Source organism: Acidovorax sp. K2F (genome assembly GCF_025246485.1).
Classification (GTDB): Bacteria; Pseudomonadota; Gammaproteobacteria; order Burkholderiales; family Burkholderiaceae_C; genus Acidovorax; species Acidovorax delafieldii.
This window is the reverse complement of the sequence record NZ_JAOBSQ010000026.1, coordinates 177757-197378: the sequence shown is the minus strand read 5'-3', so window position 1 is coordinate 197378 and position 19622 is coordinate 177757. Positions and strand designations below refer to the sequence as shown.

Genomic DNA, 19622 nt, shown 5'->3' with positions numbered 1-19622 from the left:
GGAGTTCAGACAGGAAGTCGCATCAGGGCGAACGATGCAGCCGTGGTGCGGCCAGCAGGGCGCGTTCTTCCTCCACCACCTTGTTCAACTGCGCCAGTGCGGGCGATGGGGGCAACTGCGCCAGCAATGCCTGCAGCCGCGTGACGTCGCCCACGGTCGGCGCCACCTTGATCTGAGCAATGGCAGCGGGCAGGTTGCCGCCCCGAACCAACGCCAGCACCTTGGCGGGCCATTCACTTTTATTGCGTGCCATAGATTGGTAATAACGTTTGTCTGTACGATTCGCCCGCACTGTACCCGCATGCGATCCGGTACGTGATCTTCCAAGCCCTTTCCACCCATGGCCACACAAACGATTCAGACCGATCTCTACAAGCTCTACCCATCCCCGCGCAATACGGTCCGCGATGTGTTCGAGCACCAGGTCTTCGTGCCCCACCCCTACGCCATCATTGACTTGGATGTGATGGAGCTGGCGGGCAAAACGACGCTGTTTGGTGCCTGCCGCCTGTCGGACATGAAAATGGGCCAGGTGGTGACTTTCGAGCTGGCCTCCGATCAGGCCAAGTTCGAACGGCTGTTCACCCCCGACTAAACCACCCCATGGATGACGACAACCAGATCCACGTGCCGCCCTCCTTCATGGCGGTTTACACCGACACCCAAGGGCGCCCGACGGAAAAGGCGGACGGCGTGCGCGCCCGCTACGAGCTGTGCGAAGACCTGGCTGGCCACCTGGTGGAGCACGCGCAGACGCTGTACCACGTGCAGGCGCCTTCCGAAACCGAGATCCTGCAGCGCATCCACGCGGGGCTGTGCACGGCCGAATCTGGCGTGGCGGTGGCCGAAGCGACATGGATCGTCACCCGGCTGGCCGAGCTGCTGGTGTGGCAATGCCCCGTGCTGGTTCCGCCGCAGCCTGAATCTGCAGCCGACGCGGCCCAGCCACCGCAGGCAGGCTGACCAACCTTGGAACACGGTGGGCGCTTGGCTATACTGCGGCCCATGTCCACGCACACCCCCTTTGCCATGACCGCCGCACTTGCGGTGGCGTTGCAGTGCGTGGGCAAAACCAAAAAACCAGAGCTCATCTGACCGGAGCTGTGGTTCCGTCCGGATTAGCGACGGAACCACCTGGTAGAGAAATTTCCTTTTCTCGTTTCACTCCCCGGCATTCCGCGCGCGCTCCCGCCGGACGGTTCTTCCCCTGGTCGAACCCTGAAAGGACGCTTCGCATGTCTGCCACCGATACCGCTACCTCCCACCAGCCGCTGTTCAGCGGGCTCTGGATCGCCTTGGTCACACCGTTCAAGGACGGCGCCGTGGACCACCCGGCCCTTGCCGCCCTCACCACCCGGCTGCGTGCCGACGGCGTTGCGGGCTTCGTTGCCTGCGGCTCGACCGGTGAGGCCGCAGCCCTCGACAAGGCCGAGCAACTGCAGGTACTGAAGACCGTGCTCAGCGCCGCCCAGGGTTTGCCCGTGGTGATGGGCGTATCGGGCTACCACCAGGGCCTGGTGCTGGAACAGGTGCGGACCCTTGCACACTACCCGGTTGCAGGTCTGCTGGTGTCCGCCCCGCACTACATCCGCCCCTCGCAGGAGGGCCTGCTGCACTGGTTCCGCACCCTGGCCGACGCCAGCGCGGTGCCCCTGCTGATCTACGACATTCCGTACCGCACGGGCGCCACGCTCACCACCGAGACGCTGCTTGCGCTGGCGGCGCATCCGCGCATAGAGGCCATCAAGGACTGCGGCGGCAACACGGCCAAGACGCAGGCCCTGATCGCCGATGGACGGCTGCAGGTGCTGACCGGTGAAGACGCGCAGATCTTCCATACGCTGGCCCTCGGCGGCGCAGGCGCCATCTCTGCCTGTGCACACTGGCAGACGCCGCGTTTTGTGGAGTTGATGGCATTGCTGCGTCTGGGTGACCTGCCCGCAGCCCGCCATTTGTGGCAGGCTTTGCAACCCTGGGTGGAAGCGTGTTTTGCAGAGCCCAACCCTGCCCCGCTCAAGGCCATGCTGGCGCATGCAGGGTGGATGCGCAGCGAACTGCGCGCGCCGATGATGCCGGCCTCAAAGGCGCTGCAAGATCGTTTGAAGGCGCTTTGAGGTGACGTGCTGGCGAGCACGGGAGCGCCCCGGTTAACCGCCCGTCACCGGGGGGAAGAAAGCCACCTCGGCCCCATCGGCCAGGGTGGCGGACTCGTCGCTCAAGGTCTGGTTGAGTGCCATGCGCACGGCCCGGCCCCGCGCCAGGCTGCTGGCGTGGGCACCACCGCGTGCGATGAGCTCGTCGCGCAAGGCACCCAGCGTTGTGGCAGCGGTTTCGACCGCCTCGCTGCCTTGCCCAATGGCCTCACGGATCGAGGCGAAGTAGCGCACAGAGACCTTCATCCCAGCAACTCCGAAAACGCGATAAACCGCACCATATCGCCTGGCGCAATCGTCTGGCCCGCCGGGTTGTCCACCACGCCATCCCCCCAGGCGGCCGAAGTAAGCACACCCGAACTCTGGTTGTTGAACAGGTCCAGTCCGCCCGCCGCGTTGTGCCGCACGCGCAGAAATTCGCGGCGTTTATCGGCTTTGGGCCAGGTGAAATCGGCACGCACCGCCACGGCCTGCGGAGTCACGTCCTGCACGCCCTGCAGCCGCAGCACAAAGGGCCGCACCAGCAACGCAAAGGTCAGAAAGCTCGACACCGGGTTGCCGGGCAGGCCCATGAAATGGGCAGCACCGCCTTCACGCGGGATCTGGCCATAGGCAAACGGCTTGCCGGGCTTCATCGCGATCTGCCACAGGTCCAGCGTGCCCAGAGTCTCCACAGCAGGCTTGATGTGGTCTTCCTCACCCACGCTCACGCCGCCGCTGGTCAGGATCAGGTCGTGCGCGCTGCTGGCCTGGCGCAGGGCGTCGATGGTGGCCTCGCGCCGGTCGGGCACGATGCCCAAGTCGGTCACCTCGCAGCCCAGGCGTAGCAGCATCGCACGCAGGAAAAAGCGGTTGCTGTTGTAGATGGCACCGGGGCGCATCTGCTCGGGCGGGACTTCGCCGGGCATGACCAGTTCATCGCCCGTAGAAAACAGCGCCACGCGCGGGCGGCGCGCGACCTGCAGCTGGTGCTGACCGATGCTGGCGGCCAGGCCCAGTTCAGCCGGAGTGAGACGCGTGCCAGCCGACAGCACCACCGCACCCCGGGTGATGTCTTCGCCCGCGCTGCGGATCCACTGCCCGGCTTGGGGAACGGCGTTGATACGCACCGAGCCCAGGCCATCGGCCGCCACAAGGGCTTCACAGTCTTCCTGCATCAGGATGGCATCGGCGCCTGCAGGCACTGGAGCGCCGGTGAAGATGCGCGCCGCCGTGCCGGGCTGCAGTGGGTCGCCCGCACTGCCGGCAGGAATGCGCTGCGACACGGGCAACACCACCCCTGCCGCCGCCACATCAGAGCAGCGCACGGCGTAACCATCCATCGAACTGTTGTCCTGGGGAGGCACTTGCAAAGCCGACACACAGCTTTGCGCCAGCACACGGCCGTCGGCATCAAAAGTAGTGACCGTGTCGGTGCCCGGCAGCGGGTGGGCTTGCGCCAGCAGGTCCGCCAGCGCCTCGTCCAACGGCTTGAGGGGCTTCATTGCGGGGCGCATGGCAGCAGCCCCCCGTGCAGTTCCCAGTTGTACTCAAAGCGGTGTTCGCACTGGATGAGCCAGTCCACCACCTGATCGGGCGCGTTCAGGTCCAGCAAGGGCAATTGCGTGGCGACCGGTAGGCTCTTGGGGGCATCAGTGGCCACAGCCACCACAAAGTCGTCTTCGGGGTAACGCACGGGCTTGGCCACTTGCCCTGGCTCGGGGGCTCGCCAGACTTCGATCTTGAGCAGGTCGCTGTCCTTGAAACCCTCCACCAGCACCCAGTCCACGCCCTGGTACAGCTCCGCCAGCAGGTGGTGCACGCTGAGGGTGGCGGGCTGCTCGAACTCGCGCACCAGCATCAGGCGCTTGTCCGATGCCGCGACCACCTCGAAAGCCCCCGCCTCGCGGTGGCGGTAGGTGTCCTTGCCCGGGTGGTCCACATCAAAACTGTGGTGGGCATGCTTGACCACCGACACTCGCAGGCCCCGCAGCCGCAGCGCGGGGATCAACTGCTCGACCAGCGTGGTCTTGCCACTGCCGGAAAACCCCGCAAAACCGACAACCTTCATCCACTGCTCCTTGATTAGCTATGTTATTTATAGCTTTAAGTGCATACCAGACTAGCGCCCGGGGCAATATTGACCACAAACGACCCTGTCCTGGCCCGCCCGGCATCTGCCGGCCGCTCACGCGGACAGGCAGGTACCGACCGTTCACCCCAACGCTGCAGGGGAGCAATGGCGTTCGATGTAGGCCTTGACCAGGTCCACGTCCGCGGGCATCACCTGTACACGCTTGGGCAGGTCTTCGATGCCTGCAAACTTGGCAGGCCGCTCGGGCGCATGGCCCAGCGCTTCGACGATGGTTTCGGCAAACTTGATAGGCAGCGCCGTTTCCAGCACGATCATCGGTACGTTGGGGTCTTGGTGATGCTCCAGGGCCACCTTCACCCCGTCAGCGGTGTGGGTGTCGATGGTCACGCCATGGCGCTGATAGTTGTCGCGGATCGTGGCCAGGCGGTCGGCGTGGGTGCTCTTGCCACTTTCAAAACCGTATTTGGTGGCGGCATCGGCAAACAGCGGCTCCGCGCTCAAGTCAAAGCGGCCGTAGGTTTGCAATGCAGCGCCGAACAAGGCCTTGGTACGTTGGCCGTTGCGGCCCAGCAGGTCGAAAATGAAACGCTCGAAGTTGCTGGCTTTGCTGATATCCATCGAAGGGCTGGACGTCTCGTGCGTGTCGGCACTGCTGCGCACGCGGTACACGCCGGTGCGGAAGAACTCGTCAAGCACGTCGTTTTCATTGGTGGCCACCACCAGCTTGGCAATGGGCAGGCCCATCATGCGCGCCACATGGCCCGCGCACACGTTGCCAAAGTTGCCCGATGGCACCGTGAAACTCACCTTCTGGTTGTTGGTCTCGGTGGCCTGGATGTAGCCCGCAAAGTAGTACACCACCTGTGCCAGCAGGCGCGCCCAGTTGATGGAGTTGACGGTGCCGATCTTGTACTTGTGCTTGAAGGCATGGTCATTGGAGACGGCCTTGACGATGTCCTGGCAGTCGTCGAACACGCCCTCGATGGCGATGTTGTGGATGTTCTCGTCCTGCAGGCTGAACATCTGCGCCTGCTGAAAGGCGCTCATGCGGCCGTGCGGGCTGGTCATGAAGACACGCACGCCCTCTTTGCCGCGCATCGCGTATTCGGCGGCGCTGCCGGTGTCGCCACTGGTCGCGCCCAGGATGTTGAGCTGCTCGCCGCGGCGCTTGAGCTCGTACTCGAACAGGTTGCCCAGCAGCTGCATGGCCATGTCCTTGAAGGCCAGCGTAGGACCGTTGGACAGGGCTTCGAGCCACAGACTGTTTTCGAGGTGGCGCAGGGGCACGATCTCGCCCGTGCCAAACACTTCGGCGGTGTAGGTCTTGGCGCAGATGGCCTTCAAATCGGCGGCAGGAATGTCGTCGATGTAGAGCGACAGGATCTGGAACGCCAGCTCGGCGTAGCCTTGCTCGTGGTAGGCCTTGCGCAGGCGCGTGAGCATGGCGTCATCCACCTGCGGGTAATGCTCGGGCAGGTACAGGCCACCATCGGGCGCCAGGCCTTCGAGCAGGATGTCGCAGAACTGTTTGCGGTCTGCATGGCCGCGGGTGCTGAGGTACTTCATGAAGGATTCCCGTCGGTATCGGTGAACGTGGTGAACTGGCTAAAAGCTGATGCCGTACACACGGATGTCAATGTAGAGACGCGAGGCGATCAGCAGGAAGAACCCGCCGATCAGGATGAGCCAGTGCAGTGCCCGGTCCTGGCGGTTGTCGGTGCGCTCCAGCAGCACAAAGTACAGCCACGCGGCCAGAAAGCTGCCCACACCGTTGAGCAGGGCCTGCGTGCGCGACATAGCCCCGAACAGGGCCAATGCGACCAGCAGGCCGAACCAGAACGCCAGATGCCAGCGCGGCAGATCGACATGCGCCATCTTGAGCAGCGCCGACAGCGTGAGGGCGGCAACCAGAGTGGGCATGGCGAGGCAGCATCATGGTGTGGCGTGACCCATCATCAGTTGAGTTCTTCCTTACGAATGCGCGTGATGGGTGCCAGCACGGTCGGCAGCGCCTGCATTTGTGCAATGACAGCATCCATCGTGCCTTCGCGGGTGTCGTGGGTCAGGATGATCAGGTCGGTCTGCGTCGATCCCTCGCCGCCCACTTCGTCAGCCTCGCGCTGCAGCACGGCATCGATGCTCACGCCTGCCTCGGCCAGCAGGCCGGTGACCTTGGCCAGCACGCCAGCCTGGTCGGCGACGCGCAAGCGCAGGTAGTAGCTGGTGACCACTTCGCTCATCGGCAGCACGGGCAGCTGGTCCATGGCGCCCTGCAGCGTGTTGGCCTGGAAGGCCAGGTGCGGCACGCGGTGTTCAGGGTCGGCCGTGTGCAGGCGGGCGATGTCTACCAGGTCGGCGATCACTGCACTGGCGGTGGGCTCACTGCCTGCGCCCTTGCCGTAGTACAGCGTGGTGCCCACGGCATCGCCCTGCACCACCACGGCGTTCATCGCGCCTTCGACGTTGGCGATCAGGCGCTTGGAGGGCACAAGGCTCGGGTGCACGCGCAGCTCGATGCCCTTTTCGGCGCGCTTGGTGATGCCCAGCAGCTTGATGCGGTAGCCCAGTTGTTCTGCGTATTTGATGTCGGCGGCGGAGAGCTTGGTGATGCCTTCCACATAGGCCTTGTCGAACTGCACTGGAATGCCGAAAGCGATGGCGCTCATCAACGTCGCCTTGTGCGCGGCGTCCACGCCTTCAATGTCGAAGGTCGGGTCGGCCTCGGCATAGCCCAGGCGTTGCGCTTCCTTGAGAACCACGTCGAAGTCCAGGCCCTTGCTGCGCATCTCGGACAGGATGAAGTTGGTGGTGCCGTTGATGATGCCGGCGATCCACTGGATGCGGTTGGCCGTGAGGCCTTCGCGCAGCGCCTTGATGATGGGGATGCCACCCGCCACGGCGGCCTCGAAGGCCACCATCACACCCTTGGCCGATGCGGCCGCAAAAATCTCGGTGCCATGCACGGCCAGCAGCGCCTTGTTGGCGGTGACCACATGCTTGCCTGCAGCAATGGCTTCGAGCACCAGTGCACGTGCGATGCCGTAGCCGCCGATCAACTCGATCACGATGTCGATGTCGGGGTTGGCGATGATGGCACGGGCGTCGTTGACGACCTGGATGCCGTCACCCACCACAGCCTTGGCGCGCGCTACGTCCAGGTCCGCCACCATGGTGATCTCGATGCCACGGCCAGCACGGCGGCTGATCTCGTCCTGGTTGCGCTGCAACACGTTGAACACGCCGCTGCCGACGGTGCCGATGCCCAGAAGGCCTACTTGGATGGGTTTCATAGCAATGGGAAGAGAAAGAAAAACAATGATTCGGGAGGGATGTAGAGGGCGCGGTGTCGAGCAGCAGATCCCTCAACGCGTGACATAGGTCGGCAACTGCCAGGCGCCACCCGCAAAGCCACGGCACATGCCGTCGCCAGACTCGCTGCGCAGCACAAAACCCTGGCCGTCGAACTGCCACTCACGCACCCACCAGCAGTCGCCAATGCCCCGGCCCTTCATCGCCGAATGCACCGTGCCCGAGGCCGGATCGAAATCGCCGTCCACGTCCTGCAAGGGCTCTGGCTTGTAGGGCGGGCGGTCGTTGGCCACCCACAGCAAGCTGCTGAAGTTGTAAGCGCCCATGCCACAGGGCACGGACAGCAGCACCTTGCGCTCCGTGAGCCGGTAGACCTGCACATTTGCGGGGTTGAACGCATCGTCGCCGTTGCACTGGCCTTCGGTACTGGCGCGGCCCAGCGCAGCCACCAGCGGCTTGGCCAGTGCGGCATCCCCCTTGCGCGCAGGCATCGGGGACACAGCCTTGATGACCGGAGCAGGCAAAGACGGCAGCACGGAAGCCTCTGGCTTCGTGCCCTTGCGCACCAAGGCACCCGGTGTGCCCACCCGGCCCTGGGCCTCGTCCATTTTGAGCAGAACCGCGGTGACACCCGCCAGTGACAGCACCCAACGGTCCTTGCCAGCGGCCACCGTGGCCTCTTCGTTCTTGAGCAGCTCCTGCAGCAGGCGGGGCACCTGCGCTGCAGGCACGCTGGGGGTGTCGCCCTTGAGCCCTGGCAAAGACAGTGTGCCCACCTTGAGGTGCAGCGACGCTGGAGTGGCTTTCTCGGTGGACACCTGCAGGTCCACCAGCACCGGCGTGTCAGGTCCTGCCTCGCGGGTCAGGCGCATGGAGACCGGCTCCGACTCGCCACTCTCCGACTGGTAACCCACGGCCCTGCAAGTGCGGGTGTTGTCGCACTGCAAGGCCCAGTCCTTGTGCTGGAAGCTCACGGGCTCTTTGCCCTTGTCGGCAGCCTGCACCGCAGCGCCGTGCAAGCCCGCCGCCACCAGCCCACAGGCGGCGACATGCCGGGCCAGGTCAAGAACGGGGGGGCTGTGCATGGAGCGTATCGCCTTGTCGTCTGGGCAACGCGACGGATCAGGCCGCGACGGCTGCCGCAGCGGTCTGCTTGCGCTTTCGGTATTGCTCCAGGAAGCGCGCCACGCGGCCAATGGCGTCGCGCAGGTCGTCTTCATGGGGCAGGAACACGATGCGGAAATGGTCCGGAGCAGGCCAGTTGAAACCCGTGCCCTGCACCAGCATGACCTTCGTCTCCTGCAAAAGTTCCAGGAAAAACTGCTGGTCGTCCTCGATGGGATAGACGGCTGGGTCCAGGCGCGGGAACATGTACAGCGCGGCCTGAGGTTTCACACAGGTCACGCCCGGGATGGCCGTGATCAGTTCATAGGCCAGATCACGCTGCTTGCGCAGGCGGCCGCCCTCACAGACCAGTTCGTTGATGCTCTGGTAACCACCCAGCGCCGTCTGCACGGCCCACTGGCCAGGAACGTTGGCACAAAGTCGCATGTTCGAGAGCATGTTAAGGCCCTCGATGTAGTCCTTGGCGGGCTTCTTGTCGCCCGAGACCACCAGCCAGCCAGCGCGGTAACCGCAAGACCGGTAGCTTTTGGACAGCGAGTTGAAGGTGAGCGTGAGCACATCCTCGCTCAGCGAGCCGATGGCCGTGTGCTTGGCGCCGTCGTACAACACCTTGTCGTACACCTCGTCCGCAAAGATCACCAGGCCGTGTTCGCGGGCGATGGCCACGATGCCCTTGAGCAACTCGACCGAGTACAGCGCACCCGTGGGGTTGTTGGGGTTGATGACCACGATGCCTTTGGTACGCGGCGTGATCTTGGCGCGGATGTCCTCGAGGTCGGGCATCCAGCCATTGGCCTCATCGCACAGGTAGTGCACCGGCGTGCCGCCCGACAGGCTGGCCGCAGCGGTCCACAGCGGGTAATCCGGCGATGGCAGCAACAACTCATCGCCCGTGTCCAGCAACGCGTTCGTTGCCATCACGATCAGTTCGCTGGCGCCGTTGCCCAGGTAGATGTCATCCAGCGCCACGCCCTTGATGCCCTGCTTCTGGGTCTCGTGCATCACGGCCTTGCGGGCGGCGAAGATGCCTTTGCTGTCCGAGTAGCCCGCCGAGTTGGGCAGGTTGCGGATCATGTCCTGCTGGATTTCTTCGGGGGCATCAAAGCCAAACACCGCCAGATTGCCGATGTTGAGCTTGATGATCTTGTGCCCATCCTCCTCCATCTGCTTGGCCGCGTCCATGATCGGGCCCCGGATGTCGTAGCAAACATTGGCGAGCTTGGCGGATTTTTGGACGGTTTTCATGCGCTGACAGTAGTGCGGTGGGGTCAGGAGGCCGCCGGAGCCGGCGCCCTCAGGCGAAACCTATAATTTGACCACAGAACCGTTGCCATCCCCTGGCGCCGGGCGCCGCTGCCACACCCCGCAGCACCTGAGGCCCACCACTTCCTGCCATGAAATTCCAGCCCGACCGCTCCAACGCTCAGACCATCAGCGGCTACGGCCCCGGCTGGATCGGCATCGACGCCGACAAGATCACCCACAGCGTCATCATCGGGTCGGCAGGCCTGCGCCAGCCCTGGCCCTGCTCCCGCTTTGAGGATCTGACCCCGGAGCATTTCGCCCAGTTGGCCGGGCTGGAAACCGAACTGGTCATTTTTGGCAGCGGGCTGCGCAATCGTTTTCCCCCGCCCGCATGGCTGGCTCCCCTGATAGCGCGGCGACTCGGGCTGGAGACCATGGACACCCAGGCAGCATGCCGCACCTACAACATCCTGGCGAGCGAAGGACGCAACGTGGTCGCAGCCCTGATTCTGGAAGTCTGAACGCGCGCTCACGGCCTGCCTCAAAGTCGGGCGCACCGGGAATGCCACTTATGCACGGCCGTGCCAAAGTGCCCGCCACCCCACGCAGGACACACTGTCTTACATTTGGCCGGGAACCGATTTCAGGGTAAAATCACCGGTTGCGGTCGGGGGCACCACCAAGAGCAATAACACACCCACTCCCCCGGCTTACCAACGACTACATCCTGAGAGATTGAAGTGATATGGCGATCGTTGTCAACAAACCCCTCCCTGAATTTGAAGCCAACGCAACCGGTGGTATCAAGGTCTCCAACACCTCCCACCTTGGCCAAATTCTGGTTCTCTACTTCTATCCCAAGGACAACACGCCGGGCTGCACCACGGAGGCCATGCAGTTTCGCGACAAGTACAAGGATTTCGTGAAAGCTGGCGCAGCCGTGTTCGGTGTCTCGCGCGACAACATGAAGTCGCACGACGACTTCAAGGAAAAGCTGGAACTGCCGTTCGAGCTGATTGCCGACACCGAAGAAAAGATGTGCCACATGTTCGGTGTGGTCAAGAACAAGATCATGTACGGCAAGAAGGTCAAGGGCATCGAGCGCAGCACCTTCCTGATCGGCCCCGATGGCCTGTTGGTGCAAGAGTGGCGCGGCCTCAAGGTACCAGGCCATGTGGACGAAGTCCTCAAGACCGTCAAATCCCTCAAGGCCCTGAAAAAGGCCGCCTGAGCGGACAACCTGATCGCATCAGCGCTGCTGCGACCGTTGCAATCCACCAAAGGGCACTGGAGCATCCACGCGACACACCACCCGTTTTGCCCTGGCAAGACACATGTAGTGGGCATAATGGATCAATGCCCCTGGTTCTTGCACCGTTAGCACCCATCCAAAAAGCCGCCTTGGCCTCCAGGCGGCTTTTTGCTTTCTGACCCCATCCGTTATCCCTTTACCGACCGAGGCCCTGCCACCATGCCCCTGCCCCCCGCCCCCAGCCGGCGCGCTGCACTCCTCGCGCCAGAAGCCTTTGAAGTCACGGCCCGCCCCCGCGTAGCCACCACCTCGGCCAATGAAGCCGTTGCCATGCCTCAGCGCACCGCTGCAGCCCCAGCCCGCGCGGGACGCAAGGCAGACAGTGTGGCCTCGTCGCTAGCAGCGCCTGACACCGCTCCACTGCTACAGATCGAGACCCGAACCCGTGCAGCCGCCCCCTCTGCCGCTCCCGTGGCTCGCAGCACTGGCACGCGCAAGGCGCGCGGTACAGCCACTCCTCCTGCCGTCACCGCCAGCCCCGCGCCAGCCACCGCAACCACCACACGCAGCCGCAAGTCCGCATCGCACGGCCCGACCAAGCTCTTCGTGCTGGACACCAATGTGCTCCTGCATGATCCGACCAGCCTGTTCCGCTTTGAAGAGCACGACATCTTCCTGCCGATGATCGTGCTGGAAGAATTGGACGGCCACAAGAAGGGCATGACCGAAGTCGCGCGTAACGGCCGCCAAGCCAGCCGCACCCTGGATGCACTGGCGGCCGCCCAGGGCGCCGACATGGCCAAGGGCCTCAAGCTCGACTCCACCGGCCAGCGCGCCGCGGGCGGCCACCTGTTCTTCCAGACCGTACCGCTGGATTACAGCCTGCCCACCAGCCTGCCCCCCGGCAAGGCCGACAACCAGATCCTGGGCGTGGTCGAAGCCCTGCGCAAGCTGCACGCCCCGCGCGAGGTGGTACTGGTATCCAAGGACATCAACATGCGCGTCAAGGCGCGCGCCCTGGGCCTGAACGCCGAGGACTACCAGAACGACAAGACACTGGAAGACGGCGACCTGCTGTACGCCGGTGTGCTGGCCCTGCCCCCAGACTTCTGGGCCAAGAGCGGCAAGAACGTGGAAAGCTGGCAGAGCGGCGCCCACACCTACTACCGCATCGGCGGGCCCATCGTGCCGCAGCTGATGATCAACCAGTTTGTGTACTTCGAGGCCCCCGGCGAGCCCAGCCTGTTTGCGCGCGTGAGCGAGATCCGTGAAAAGACTGCGGTGCTGCAGACGCTCAAGGACTATGGCTCCACCAAGAATGCTGTGTGGGGCGTGACCACGCGCAACCGCGAGCAGAACTACGCCATGAATCTGCTCATGGACCCCGAGATCGACTTCGTGACCCTGACCGGCACTGCAGGCACCGGCAAGACCCTGCTGGCCCTGGCTGCAGGCCTGACCCAGGTGCTGGACGATCGCCGCTACACCGAGATCATCATGACCCGCGCCACCGTGAGCGTGGGAGAAGACATCGGCTTCCTGCCCGGCACCGAAGAAGAGAAGATGGGCCCCTGGATGGGCGCACTGGATGACAACCTGGAGTTTTTGGCCAAGGGCGATGGCGGCAACGCAGGCGAATGGGGCCGCGCGGCCACCAACGAGCTGATCCGCAGCCGCATCAAGATCAAGAGCATGAACTTCATGCGCGGGCGCACCTTCCTGAACAAGTACGTGATCATCGACGAAGCGCAGAACCTGACGCCCAAGCAGATGAAGACACTGATCACCCGCGCAGGCCCCGGCACCAAGATCATCTGCATGGGCAACCTGGCGCAGATCGATACACCGTACCTGACCGAAGGCTCCTCCGGCCTGACGTATGCGGTGGACCGCTTCAAGGGCTGGCCACACAGCGGGCACATCACCCTGGCGCGGGGCGAACGCTCACGCCTGGCGGACTTCGCCAGCGAGGTGCTCTGAGTTGGCGGCAGGCTGGGTTGCAGCACTGAAGCTGGTGCCCTGGGGCGACGTCATCGAGGCGACGCCCCAGATCCTGCAGGCGGCCAAGAAGCTGCTGGGCACCACCCAAAAAGGGAATGCCGAAGCGGCGACGGGTGCACTCGATGGTGCCGCTGGCGAGACCGCCATTCCGGCGGCCTTGCAGCTTCAGCATCTGCGTGACCGCGTGGCGCAATTGGAGCGGGAGCAGCAGGAGTCCGCCATGCTGATCCAGTCCCTGGCCGAACAGCACGCCCAGGTGGTGCAAGCGGTGGAAGTGCAGCGCCGACGCCAGCAATGGTTCACCGTGGCGGTAAGCATGCTGGCAGTGGCATGCGCAGGTTTGCTGGCGTGGGTACTAACTCAATAGTGCAATAGCGATACCGCGCATGCCGGGAGCCTGGAACCACGGGCACTGTACGGCATGGCACCAGAACTTGTTCGCTATAAATTCAATAGCTGCCAGCGCTTATAAAATCGGCGCTAGCAGCTATTTTTATTAGAAATCGTCGCCTGAACCCATCGCCAGGTTCTCAAAGCGCGTCTGGTTCTTCTGGAAGAACAGCTTCACCGTTCCGGTGGGGCCGTTCCGCTGTTTGCCGATGATGACCTCGGCCACGTTGGGCTCCTTGGAGTCCTTGTTGTAGTAGTCGTCGCGGTAGATGAACATGATGATGTCCGCGTCCTGCTCGATGGCGCCCGATTCGCGCAGGTCGGACATCATGGGGCGCTTGTCGGTACGCTGCTCCACCGAGCGGTTGAGCTGAGACAGCGCGATCACCGGGCATTGCAGCTCCTTGGCCAGCATCTTGAGGCCCCGGGAAATTTCGCCCAGCTCCGTCGCCCGGTTGTCCGAGCCCGACGAACCCGAGCCGCTCATGAGCTGCAAGTAGTCCACCACGATCAGACCCAGCTTGCCGCACTGGCGCGCCAGACGGCGCGCGTTGGCACGCAGCTCGCTGGGCGTGAGGCCCGGGGTTTCGTCAATGTGCAGCGACACCGTGCGCAGCTTTTCGATGGCTTCGGTCAGGCGTGGCCATTCATCGTCGGTGAGCTTGCCGGTGCGCAGGTTGCCCTGGTTCACCCGGCCGATCGAGCCCACAATACGCACCGCCAATTGAGCGGCACCCATTTCCATCGAGAAGATAGCGACTGGCAAGCCCTCGTTGAGCGCCACGTGCTCAGCAATGTTCACCGCGAACGAGGTTTTGCCCATGGACGGGCGGGCTGCCAGCACCACCATGTCGCCCGCCTGCAAGCCACTGGTCATGCGGTCCAGGTCGGCAAAGCCGGTGGGGACGCCCGTGACGTCCACAGGGTTGTCCGCCATCTCCTGCACGCGGTCGAGCAGGTCAATCACCAGCGTGTCGAGCGACTGGAAGCCCTGCTTGGTACGCGAACCCTCTTCGCCAATGGCAAAGATCTTGGCCTCGGCCTCGTCCAGGATGCGTTCCACCGTTTTACCCTGGGGGTTGAACGCGTTGGTCGAAATTTCGTCGCTGGCCGTGACCAGCTTGCGCAGGATGGCGCGTTCACGGACGATTTCGGCATAGCGCCGAATATTGCTGGCACTGGGTACGTATTGCGCGAGATTGTTCAGATAGGCCAGCCCGCCCATCTCCTGCGCCTTGCCCTGGTTCTGCAGATGCTCGAACACCGTGATCACGTCGGCTGGCTTGCTGGCATTGATCAGCGCGCCAATGGCCGTATAGATCATCTGGTGCTCGTGGCGGTAGAAATGGCTTTCTACCAGCAGGTCGCCCACGCGGTCCCAGGCGTTGTTGTCCAGCAGCAGACCGCCCAGCACACTGGACTCCGCCTCGATGGAGTGCGGTGGCACACGCAACTGGGCAATTTCACGGTCCGGCACGGGCGTGAATCCATCATCAAGGGGTGGGAAAACGGCAGACATGGAATCCTTGGAGCTAACCCGGCATGCTATCGCCCACGCGGCGTGTCGTCATGGCACAAGTCTATGGATAAGGCGGGGGTAACCCGTGGGCAACCGTGTACAAACTACGGTCACACAAAGACAAAAGCCGCCCAAGGGCGGCTTTTTTGAGAGGTCCTGACGGACGATCAGGCGGTTTCGCCGTAGACCGACACGTTGACTTCCACGACCACGTCGGTGTGCAGAGCCACGCTCACAGCGCTGTCGCTCACGACCTTGATCGGGCCGTTGGGCAGGCGGATTTGCGACTTGGCAACCTTATAGCCTTGCTTGTTCAGCTCTTCGGCAATGTCATGGTTGGTCACGGAACCAAACAGACGGCCATCCACGCCAGCCTTTTGTGTCAGCTTGACAGTGGTACCGGCCAGCTTTTCACCTTGGGCCTGGGCTTCTGCCAGCTTGGCAGCAGCGGCCTTTTCGAGTTCAGCGCGCTTGGCTTCGAACTCTGCCTTGGCGGCTTCCGTGGCGCGACGTGCGCGGCCGGCGGGAATCAGAAAGTTGCGGGCGTAGCCGTCTTTGACCTTGACGATTTCACCGAGGTTGCCGAGGTTCACAACCTTGTCGAGCAGGATGATTTGCATGGGTTGTGCTCCTTAGATCTTGTGCTGGTCGCTGTAAGGCACCAGGGCCAGGAAGCGTGCGCGCTTGATGGCAGTGTTCAGCTGACGCTGGAAGATGGCGCGCGTACCGGTCAGGCGTGCGGGGATGATCTTGCCGTTTTCGGCGATGAAATCGCGCAGCGTATCGACATCCTTGTAGTCGATTTCTTCAACACCGGTCACCGTGAAGCGGCAAAAGCGCTTGCGCTTGAACAGCAGGGACTGGGTGTTGCGCTTTGGGCGCTTGTCTTTGTTGAACTTCTTGAACGTGGCCATTGCGGACCCCTTGAAAATTAATTTTGTTGAATATCCTGGATGTGCAGCACTGCAGTCTTGCCATTGCGCGGTGTGGCCAGAAATCCATGAAAAGTCCAGAGACTTCCGATGTTTTGCCTTGCCAGTCGCTCAGCCATCGCTCCAAAGGCGGTGGCTTTCATGGCGGCCTTGACTTCGCGGGGATGGCCTGCCTCAGTTTGCTGGGACTCGTGTTCGAGGCGCAGCGTGAGGGCAGGCAGTCCGGCGGGCGTGTACCGCAGGGGCTCAGCCTCTGCGATACAGGCGGTCAAGACGACGCGGTTCTCCACTCCAAAGAGAGAAGAGGATCAGCGCTCGCCGGCCGCTGCGTATTCAGCTTGGCTGGCCTTGCGGGCTTCTTCGCGCTCGACGGTCTTCATCATGGAAGAAGGACCGGTTTCAGCCTTCTTCTTTTGCACGGTCAGGTGGCGCAGCACGGCGTCGTTGAACTTGAAGGCGTGCTCCAATTCAGCCATCACAGCCTGGTCGGCTTCGATGTTCACGCACAGGTAGTGGGCCTTGGCCAGCTTGTTGATCAGGTACGCCAGTTGACGACGGCCCCAGTCTTCCACGCGGTGCACCTTGCCACCGCCAGCGGTGATCATGCCCTTGTAGCGCTCCAGCATGGCTGGAACTTGTTCGCTTTGATCCGGATGGATCAACAAAATGATTTCGTAATGACGCATGCAGACTCCTTTTGGGTGAGACCACCCACCGCGTCTAGAAGTGGTGTGGCAAGGGAAAGCCTGCGATTATAACCCGACCGCTTGCGCTTGTACACTCAGCACACCCACTACAGCATCGTCCACACCCCATTTATCCAGCCATGGAAGGTGCGGCCCTTGCAAAAACGGCGGTTGGGCCGACATGCCTTACAACCACTTGCGCCAACCCGGGGCCGTCATAACGACAAATCCCTGGCGCATACCTTGATATTCCCCGGCAAGCCCCCAGATGCCGCGCGTACTGCTTTTTTACCTCTTCAAATCCTGACATGTCAGACCACAGCCAAACCAACCCCGCCCCAAGCGCCCCCGCCCCCGAAGAAGTCGAAGCCGCCATGGCCGCCCACGCCTCCGATGAGCTGGCACGCCTGCAGGGCGAGCTGGCCGAGCTGAAGGCCAAAAGTGCCGATCTGGCGGACCAGTTCCTGCGCGCCAAGGCCGAGGCGGAGAACGCCCGCCGCCGCGCTGAAGAGGAAGTGTCCAAGGCCCGCAAGTTCGGCATCGAGAGTTTTGCCGAGAGCCTGCTGCCCGTGGCTGACAGCCTGGACGCGGCCCTGGCCATCAAGGAGGCCACGCCCCAGCAGCTGCGCGAAGGCGCCGACGCCACCTTGCGCCAGTTGACGTCTGCGCTGGAGCGCAACAAGGTGGTGGCCATCAACCCCGCCGCAGGCGCCAAGTTCGACCCCCACCAGCACCAGGCCATCAGCGTGGTGCCCGCGGAGCAAGAAGCCAATACGGTGGTGGCTGTGCTGCAAAAGGGCTACGTGATCGCGGAGCGCGTGTTGCGCCCGGCCTTGGTCACCGTGACTGCGCCCAAGTAAGCCTCAAAAAAATCGACCTGGAAGACTTGAAGCAAACCAAGTTATCCACAAGTTACTAGCCATCCAAACCATTCAAGCATTCGGAGAAAAATCATGGGAAGAATCATCGGCATTGACCTGGGCACCACCAACAGCTGCGTTTCCATCATGGAGGGCAACACGACCCGCGTGATTGAAAACAGCGAAGGTGCACGCACCACGCCCTCCATCGTGGCCTACCAGGAAGACGGCGAGATCCTCGTCGGCGCCTCGGCCAAGCGCCAGGCCGTGACCAACCCCAAGAACACCCTGTATGCCGTCAAACGCCTGATCGGCCGCAAGTTCACCGAAAAAGAAGTGCAAAAGGATATCGACCTGATGCCCTACAAGATCGTGGCTGCCGACAACGGCGACGCCTGGATCGAAGTGCGCGGCAACAAGCTGTCGGCCCAGCAGGTGTCCGCAGACATCCTGCGCAAGATGAAGAAGACGGCTGAAGACTACCTGGGCGAGCCCGTGACGGAAGCCGTCATCACCGTGCCCGCGTACTTCAACGACGCCCAGCGCCAAGCCACCAAGGACGCTGGCCGCATCGCCGGACTGGATGTCAAGCGCATCATCAACGAGCCCACCGCTGCAGCCTTGGCCTTTGGCCTCGACAAGCAGGAAAAGGGCGACCGCAAGATTGCCGTGTATGACCTGGGTGGTGGCACGTTCGACGTGTCCATCATCGAAATCGCCGACGTGGATGGCGAAAAGCAGTTCGAAGTGCTGTCGACCAATGGTGACACCTTCCTGGGCGGCGAGGACTTCGACCAACGCATCATCGACTTCATCATCGGCGAGTTCAAGAAGGAACAAGGCGTGGACCTGTCCAAGGACGTCCTGGCCCTGCAACGCCTGAAGGAAGCCGCCGAAAAGGCCAAGATCGAGTTGTCGAATTCGGCAGCGACCGACATCAACCTGCCCTACATCACGGCCGACGCCTCGGGTCCCAAGCACCTGAACATCAAGCTGACCCGCTCCAAGCTGGAACAACTGGTGGAAGAGCTGATCGAGCGCACCATCGCTCCTTGCCGCATGGCGATCAAGGACGCGGGCGTGTCGGTGTCCGACATCCATGACGTGATTCTGGTCGGTGGCATGACCCGCATGCCCAAGGTGCAGGAGAAGGTCAAGGAATTCTTCGGCAAGGACCCCCGCAAGGATGTGAACCCTGACGAAGCCGTGGCCGTGGGCGCCGCCATCCAGGGCCAAGTGCTGTCGGGCGACCGCAAGGACGTCCTGCTGCTGGACGTGACCCCCCTGTCGCTGGGTATCGAAACCCTAGGCGGTGTGATGACCAAGATGATCACCAAGAACACGACCATCCCGACGAAATTCGCTCAGACCTTCTCGACAGCCGACGACAACCAGCCTGCCGTGACCATCAAGGTCTACCAGGGCGAGCGCGAAATGGCCACCGGCAACAAGCTGCTGGGCGAGTTCAACCTCGAAGGCATTCCACCCGCAGCCCGCGGTGTTCCGCAGATCGAAGTGTCGTTCGACATTGACGCCAACGGCATCTTGCACGTGGGCGCCAAGGACAAGGGCACCGGCAAGGAAAACAAGATCACCATCAAGGCCAACTCGGGCCTGTCGGAAGAAGAAATCCAGAAGATGGTGAAGGACGCCGAGCTGAACGCTGCGGACGACAAGAAGAAGCTGGAACTGGTGCAGGCCCGCAACCAGGGTGAAGCCGCTGTGCACAGCGTCAACAAGAGCCTGGCCGAACACGGCGACAAGCTCGACGCAGGTGAAAAGGACGCGATCGCTGCAGCCGTGAAGGCCCTCGAAGAAGCCCTCAAGGGTGAAGACAAGGCCGCGATTGACGAAAAGACGACCGCGCTGATGGCCGCCAGCCAGAAGCTGGGCGAGAAGATGTACGCCGAATCGCAGGCAGCGCAAGCCGCCCAGGCGGCCGGTGGTGCAGACGCCGCAGGCGCATCGGCCGGTGCAGCCAACAAGCCCGCAGACGACGACAACGTCGTTGATGCCGAGGTGAAGGAAGTCAAGAAGGGCTGAACGAGCCCCCGTTGACCCGAGCCGCCGCGCAAT

The 19622-nt window shown here is 62.9% G+C and carries 23 protein-coding genes; 9 read left to right on the top strand and 14 right to left on the bottom strand.

Going from position 1 to position 19622, the window contains the following annotated elements:
* Window positions 1–22: 22 nt before the first annotated feature.
* Complete coding sequence (locus tag N4G42_RS08155; protein WP_056061531.1) at window positions 23–253, bottom strand: hypothetical protein; 231 nt, start codon at window positions 251–253, stop codon at window positions 23–25.
* Between the two features lie 87 nt (window positions 254–340).
* Between N4G42_RS08155 and N4G42_RS08150 the strand changes: the two genes are divergently transcribed.
* The 3 genes from N4G42_RS08150 (at window position 341) to dapA (ending at window position 2114) form a co-directional block, all read left to right on the top strand.
* Entirely contained in the window at window positions 341–595 is a 255-nt protein-coding gene (locus tag N4G42_RS08150; protein ID WP_056061527.1) for a hypothetical protein, read from the top strand.
* A gap of 8 nt (window positions 596–603) precedes the next feature.
* Window positions 604–963, top strand: a complete 360-nt coding sequence (locus N4G42_RS08145; RefSeq protein ID WP_260666818.1) for a hypothetical protein — start codon at window positions 604–606, stop codon at window positions 961–963.
* A 272-nt stretch (window positions 964–1235) separates the two neighbouring features.
* Window positions 1236–2114 (top strand): 4-hydroxy-tetrahydrodipicolinate synthase, encoded by an 879-nt coding sequence (dapA, locus tag N4G42_RS08140; protein ID WP_260666817.1) that lies wholly within the window; start codon window positions 1236–1238, stop codon window positions 2112–2114.
* A 33-nt stretch (window positions 2115–2147) separates the two neighbouring features.
* On the opposite strand, the gene moaD is transcribed toward dapA, so the two are convergent.
* From moaD to N4G42_RS08100, 8 genes are all read right to left on the bottom strand, one after another.
* Window positions 2148–2399 (bottom strand): molybdopterin converting factor subunit 1, encoded by a 252-nt coding sequence (gene moaD, locus N4G42_RS08135; protein ID WP_099729731.1) that lies wholly within the window; start codon window positions 2397–2399, stop codon window positions 2148–2150.
* Window positions 2396–3649 carry a gephyrin-like molybdotransferase Glp gene (gene glp / locus N4G42_RS08130; RefSeq protein ID WP_260666816.1) on the bottom strand — a complete coding sequence of 418 codons (1254 nt, stop codon included), beginning with the start codon at window positions 3647–3649 and terminating at the stop codon, window positions 2396–2398. Before glp ends, moaD begins: the two co-directional genes overlap by 4 nt.
* Window positions 3634–4203, bottom strand: a complete 570-nt coding sequence (gene mobB, locus N4G42_RS08125; RefSeq protein WP_260666815.1) for a molybdopterin-guanine dinucleotide biosynthesis protein B — start codon at window positions 4201–4203, stop codon at window positions 3634–3636. The genes glp and mobB overlap by 16 nt, the downstream gene beginning before the upstream one ends.
* A 144-nt stretch (window positions 4204–4347) precedes the next feature.
* Window positions 4348–5793 carry a threonine synthase gene (gene thrC / locus N4G42_RS08120; protein ID WP_056061508.1) on the bottom strand — a complete coding sequence of 482 codons (1446 nt, stop codon included), beginning with the start codon at window positions 5791–5793 and terminating at the stop codon, window positions 4348–4350.
* A gap of 39 nt (window positions 5794–5832) precedes the next feature.
* The gene (locus tag N4G42_RS08115) at window positions 5833–6147 is read right to left on the bottom strand and encodes a hypothetical protein (protein ID WP_056061506.1); all 315 of its coding nucleotides are present in this window, start codon (window positions 6145–6147) and stop codon (window positions 5833–5835) included.
* Window positions 6148–6182: 35 nt separating this feature from the next.
* Window positions 6183–7517, bottom strand: coding sequence for a homoserine dehydrogenase (locus tag N4G42_RS08110; RefSeq protein ID WP_056061503.1), 1335 nt, complete (start codon window positions 7515–7517; stop codon window positions 6183–6185).
* A gap of 72 nt (window positions 7518–7589) precedes the next feature.
* A complete protein-coding gene (locus tag N4G42_RS08105) occupies window positions 7590–8621 on the bottom strand; it encodes a DUF1176 domain-containing protein (RefSeq protein WP_260666814.1) in 1032 nt (343 codons plus the stop codon).
* Window positions 8622–8658: 37 nt separating this feature from the next.
* The gene (locus tag N4G42_RS08100; protein ID WP_056061495.1) at window positions 8659–9906 is read right to left on the bottom strand and encodes a pyridoxal phosphate-dependent aminotransferase; all 1248 of its coding nucleotides are present in this window, start codon (window positions 9904–9906) and stop codon (window positions 8659–8661) included.
* A gap of 149 nt (window positions 9907–10055) precedes the next feature.
* On the opposite strand from N4G42_RS08100, the gene N4G42_RS08095 reads away from it, so the two are divergent.
* From N4G42_RS08095 to N4G42_RS08080, 4 genes are all read left to right on the top strand, one after another.
* On the top strand, window positions 10056–10427 hold the full coding sequence (locus N4G42_RS08095; protein ID WP_056061493.1) for an Mth938-like domain-containing protein: 372 nt from the start codon (window positions 10056–10058) through the stop codon (window positions 10425–10427).
* A 224-nt stretch (window positions 10428–10651) separates the two neighbouring features.
* On the top strand, window positions 10652–11137 hold the full coding sequence (locus N4G42_RS08090) for a peroxiredoxin (protein ID WP_015013251.1): 486 nt from the start codon (window positions 10652–10654) through the stop codon (window positions 11135–11137).
* 240 nt (window positions 11138–11377) lie between these two features.
* Complete coding sequence (locus tag N4G42_RS08085) at window positions 11378–13138, top strand: PhoH family protein (RefSeq protein ID WP_260666813.1); 1761 nt, start codon at window positions 11378–11380, stop codon at window positions 13136–13138.
* Window position 13139: 1 nt separating this feature from the next.
* A complete protein-coding gene (locus tag N4G42_RS08080) occupies window positions 13140–13526 on the top strand; it encodes a hypothetical protein (protein ID WP_260666812.1) in 387 nt (128 codons plus the stop codon).
* A gap of 129 nt (window positions 13527–13655) precedes the next feature.
* Here N4G42_RS08080 and dnaB read toward each other — a convergent pair whose 3' ends face one another.
* From dnaB to rpsF, 5 genes are all read right to left on the bottom strand, one after another.
* Window positions 13656–15068 carry a replicative DNA helicase gene (dnaB, locus tag N4G42_RS08075; RefSeq protein ID WP_056061481.1) on the bottom strand — a complete coding sequence of 471 codons (1413 nt, stop codon included), beginning with the start codon at window positions 15066–15068 and terminating at the stop codon, window positions 13656–13658.
* Between the two features lie 167 nt (window positions 15069–15235).
* Window positions 15236–15688 carry a 50S ribosomal protein L9 gene (rplI, locus tag N4G42_RS08070; RefSeq protein WP_015013247.1) on the bottom strand — a complete coding sequence of 151 codons (453 nt, stop codon included), beginning with the start codon at window positions 15686–15688 and terminating at the stop codon, window positions 15236–15238.
* A 12-nt stretch (window positions 15689–15700) separates the two neighbouring features.
* A complete protein-coding gene (gene rpsR / locus N4G42_RS08065; protein ID WP_005795932.1) occupies window positions 15701–15982 on the bottom strand; it encodes a 30S ribosomal protein S18 in 282 nt (93 codons plus the stop codon).
* Window positions 15983–15999: 17 nt separating this feature from the next.
* A complete protein-coding gene (gene priB, locus N4G42_RS08060; RefSeq protein ID WP_056061479.1) occupies window positions 16000–16290 on the bottom strand; it encodes a primosomal replication protein N in 291 nt (96 codons plus the stop codon).
* 18 nt (window positions 16291–16308) lie between these two features.
* Window positions 16309–16686 (bottom strand): 30S ribosomal protein S6, encoded by a 378-nt coding sequence (gene rpsF, locus N4G42_RS08055; RefSeq protein ID WP_015013245.1) that lies wholly within the window; start codon window positions 16684–16686, stop codon window positions 16309–16311.
* A gap of 308 nt (window positions 16687–16994) precedes the next feature.
* Between rpsF and grpE the strand changes: the two genes are divergently transcribed.
* Both grpE and dnaK read left to right on the top strand, forming a co-directional pair.
* Window positions 16995–17546 (top strand): nucleotide exchange factor GrpE, encoded by a 552-nt coding sequence (gene grpE, locus N4G42_RS08050; RefSeq protein WP_056061476.1) that lies wholly within the window; start codon window positions 16995–16997, stop codon window positions 17544–17546.
* Between the two features lie 93 nt (window positions 17547–17639).
* The gene (dnaK, locus tag N4G42_RS08045) at window positions 17640–19589 is read left to right on the top strand and encodes a molecular chaperone DnaK (RefSeq protein ID WP_056061472.1); all 1950 of its coding nucleotides are present in this window, start codon (window positions 17640–17642) and stop codon (window positions 19587–19589) included.
* The last annotated feature ends 33 nt before the right edge of the window (window positions 19590–19622 follow it).

Bases quoted from the DNA above. Each gene is read 5' to 3' on its own strand.
- N4G42_RS08155 (WP_056061531.1), bottom strand. From the start codon at position 253: ATGGCACGCAATAAAAGTGAATGGCCCGCCAAGGTGCTGGCGTTGGTT.
- N4G42_RS08150 (WP_056061527.1), top strand. From the start codon at position 341: ATGGCCACACAAACGATTCAGACCGATCTCTACAAGCTCTACCCATCC.
- N4G42_RS08145 (WP_260666818.1), top strand. From the start codon at position 604: ATGGATGACGACAACCAGATCCACGTGCCGCCCTCCTTCATGGCGGTT.
- dapA (WP_260666817.1), top strand. From the start codon at position 1,236: ATGTCTGCCACCGATACCGCTACCTCCCACCAGCCGCTGTTCAGCGGG.
- moaD (WP_099729731.1), bottom strand. From the start codon at position 2,399: ATGAAGGTCTCTGTGCGCTACTTCGCCTCGATCCGTGAGGCCATTGGG.
- glp (WP_260666816.1), bottom strand. From the start codon at position 3,649: ATGCGCCCCGCAATGAAGCCCCTCAAGCCGTTGGACGAGGCGCTGGCG.
- mobB (WP_260666815.1), bottom strand. From the start codon at position 4,203: ATGAAGGTTGTCGGTTTTGCGGGGTTTTCCGGCAGTGGCAAGACCACG.
- thrC (WP_056061508.1), bottom strand. From the start codon at position 5,793: ATGAAGTACCTCAGCACCCGCGGCCATGCAGACCGCAAACAGTTCTGC.
- N4G42_RS08115 (WP_056061506.1), bottom strand. From the start codon at position 6,147: ATGCCCACTCTGGTTGCCGCCCTCACGCTGTCGGCGCTGCTCAAGATG.
- N4G42_RS08110 (WP_056061503.1), bottom strand. From the start codon at position 7,517: ATGAAACCCATCCAAGTAGGCCTTCTGGGCATCGGCACCGTCGGCAGC.
- N4G42_RS08105 (WP_260666814.1), bottom strand. From the start codon at position 8,621: ATGCACAGCCCCCCCGTTCTTGACCTGGCCCGGCATGTCGCCGCCTGT.
- N4G42_RS08100 (WP_056061495.1), bottom strand. From the start codon at position 9,906: ATGAAAACCGTCCAAAAATCCGCCAAGCTCGCCAATGTTTGCTACGAC.
- N4G42_RS08095 (WP_056061493.1), top strand. From the start codon at position 10,056: ATGAAATTCCAGCCCGACCGCTCCAACGCTCAGACCATCAGCGGCTAC.
- N4G42_RS08090 (WP_015013251.1), top strand. From the start codon at position 10,652: ATGGCGATCGTTGTCAACAAACCCCTCCCTGAATTTGAAGCCAACGCA.
- N4G42_RS08085 (WP_260666813.1), top strand. From the start codon at position 11,378: ATGCCCCTGCCCCCCGCCCCCAGCCGGCGCGCTGCACTCCTCGCGCCA.
- dnaB (WP_056061481.1), bottom strand. From the start codon at position 15,068: ATGTCTGCCGTTTTCCCACCCCTTGATGATGGATTCACGCCCGTGCCG.
- rplI (WP_015013247.1), bottom strand. From the start codon at position 15,688: ATGCAAATCATCCTGCTCGACAAGGTTGTGAACCTCGGCAACCTCGGT.
- rpsR (WP_005795932.1), bottom strand. From the start codon at position 15,982: ATGGCCACGTTCAAGAAGTTCAACAAAGACAAGCGCCCAAAGCGCAAC.
- rpsF (WP_015013245.1), bottom strand. From the start codon at position 16,686: ATGCGTCATTACGAAATCATTTTGTTGATCCATCCGGATCAAAGCGAA.
- grpE (WP_056061476.1), top strand. From the start codon at position 16,995: ATGTCAGACCACAGCCAAACCAACCCCGCCCCAAGCGCCCCCGCCCCC.
- dnaK (WP_056061472.1), top strand. From the start codon at position 17,640: ATGGGAAGAATCATCGGCATTGACCTGGGCACCACCAACAGCTGCGTT.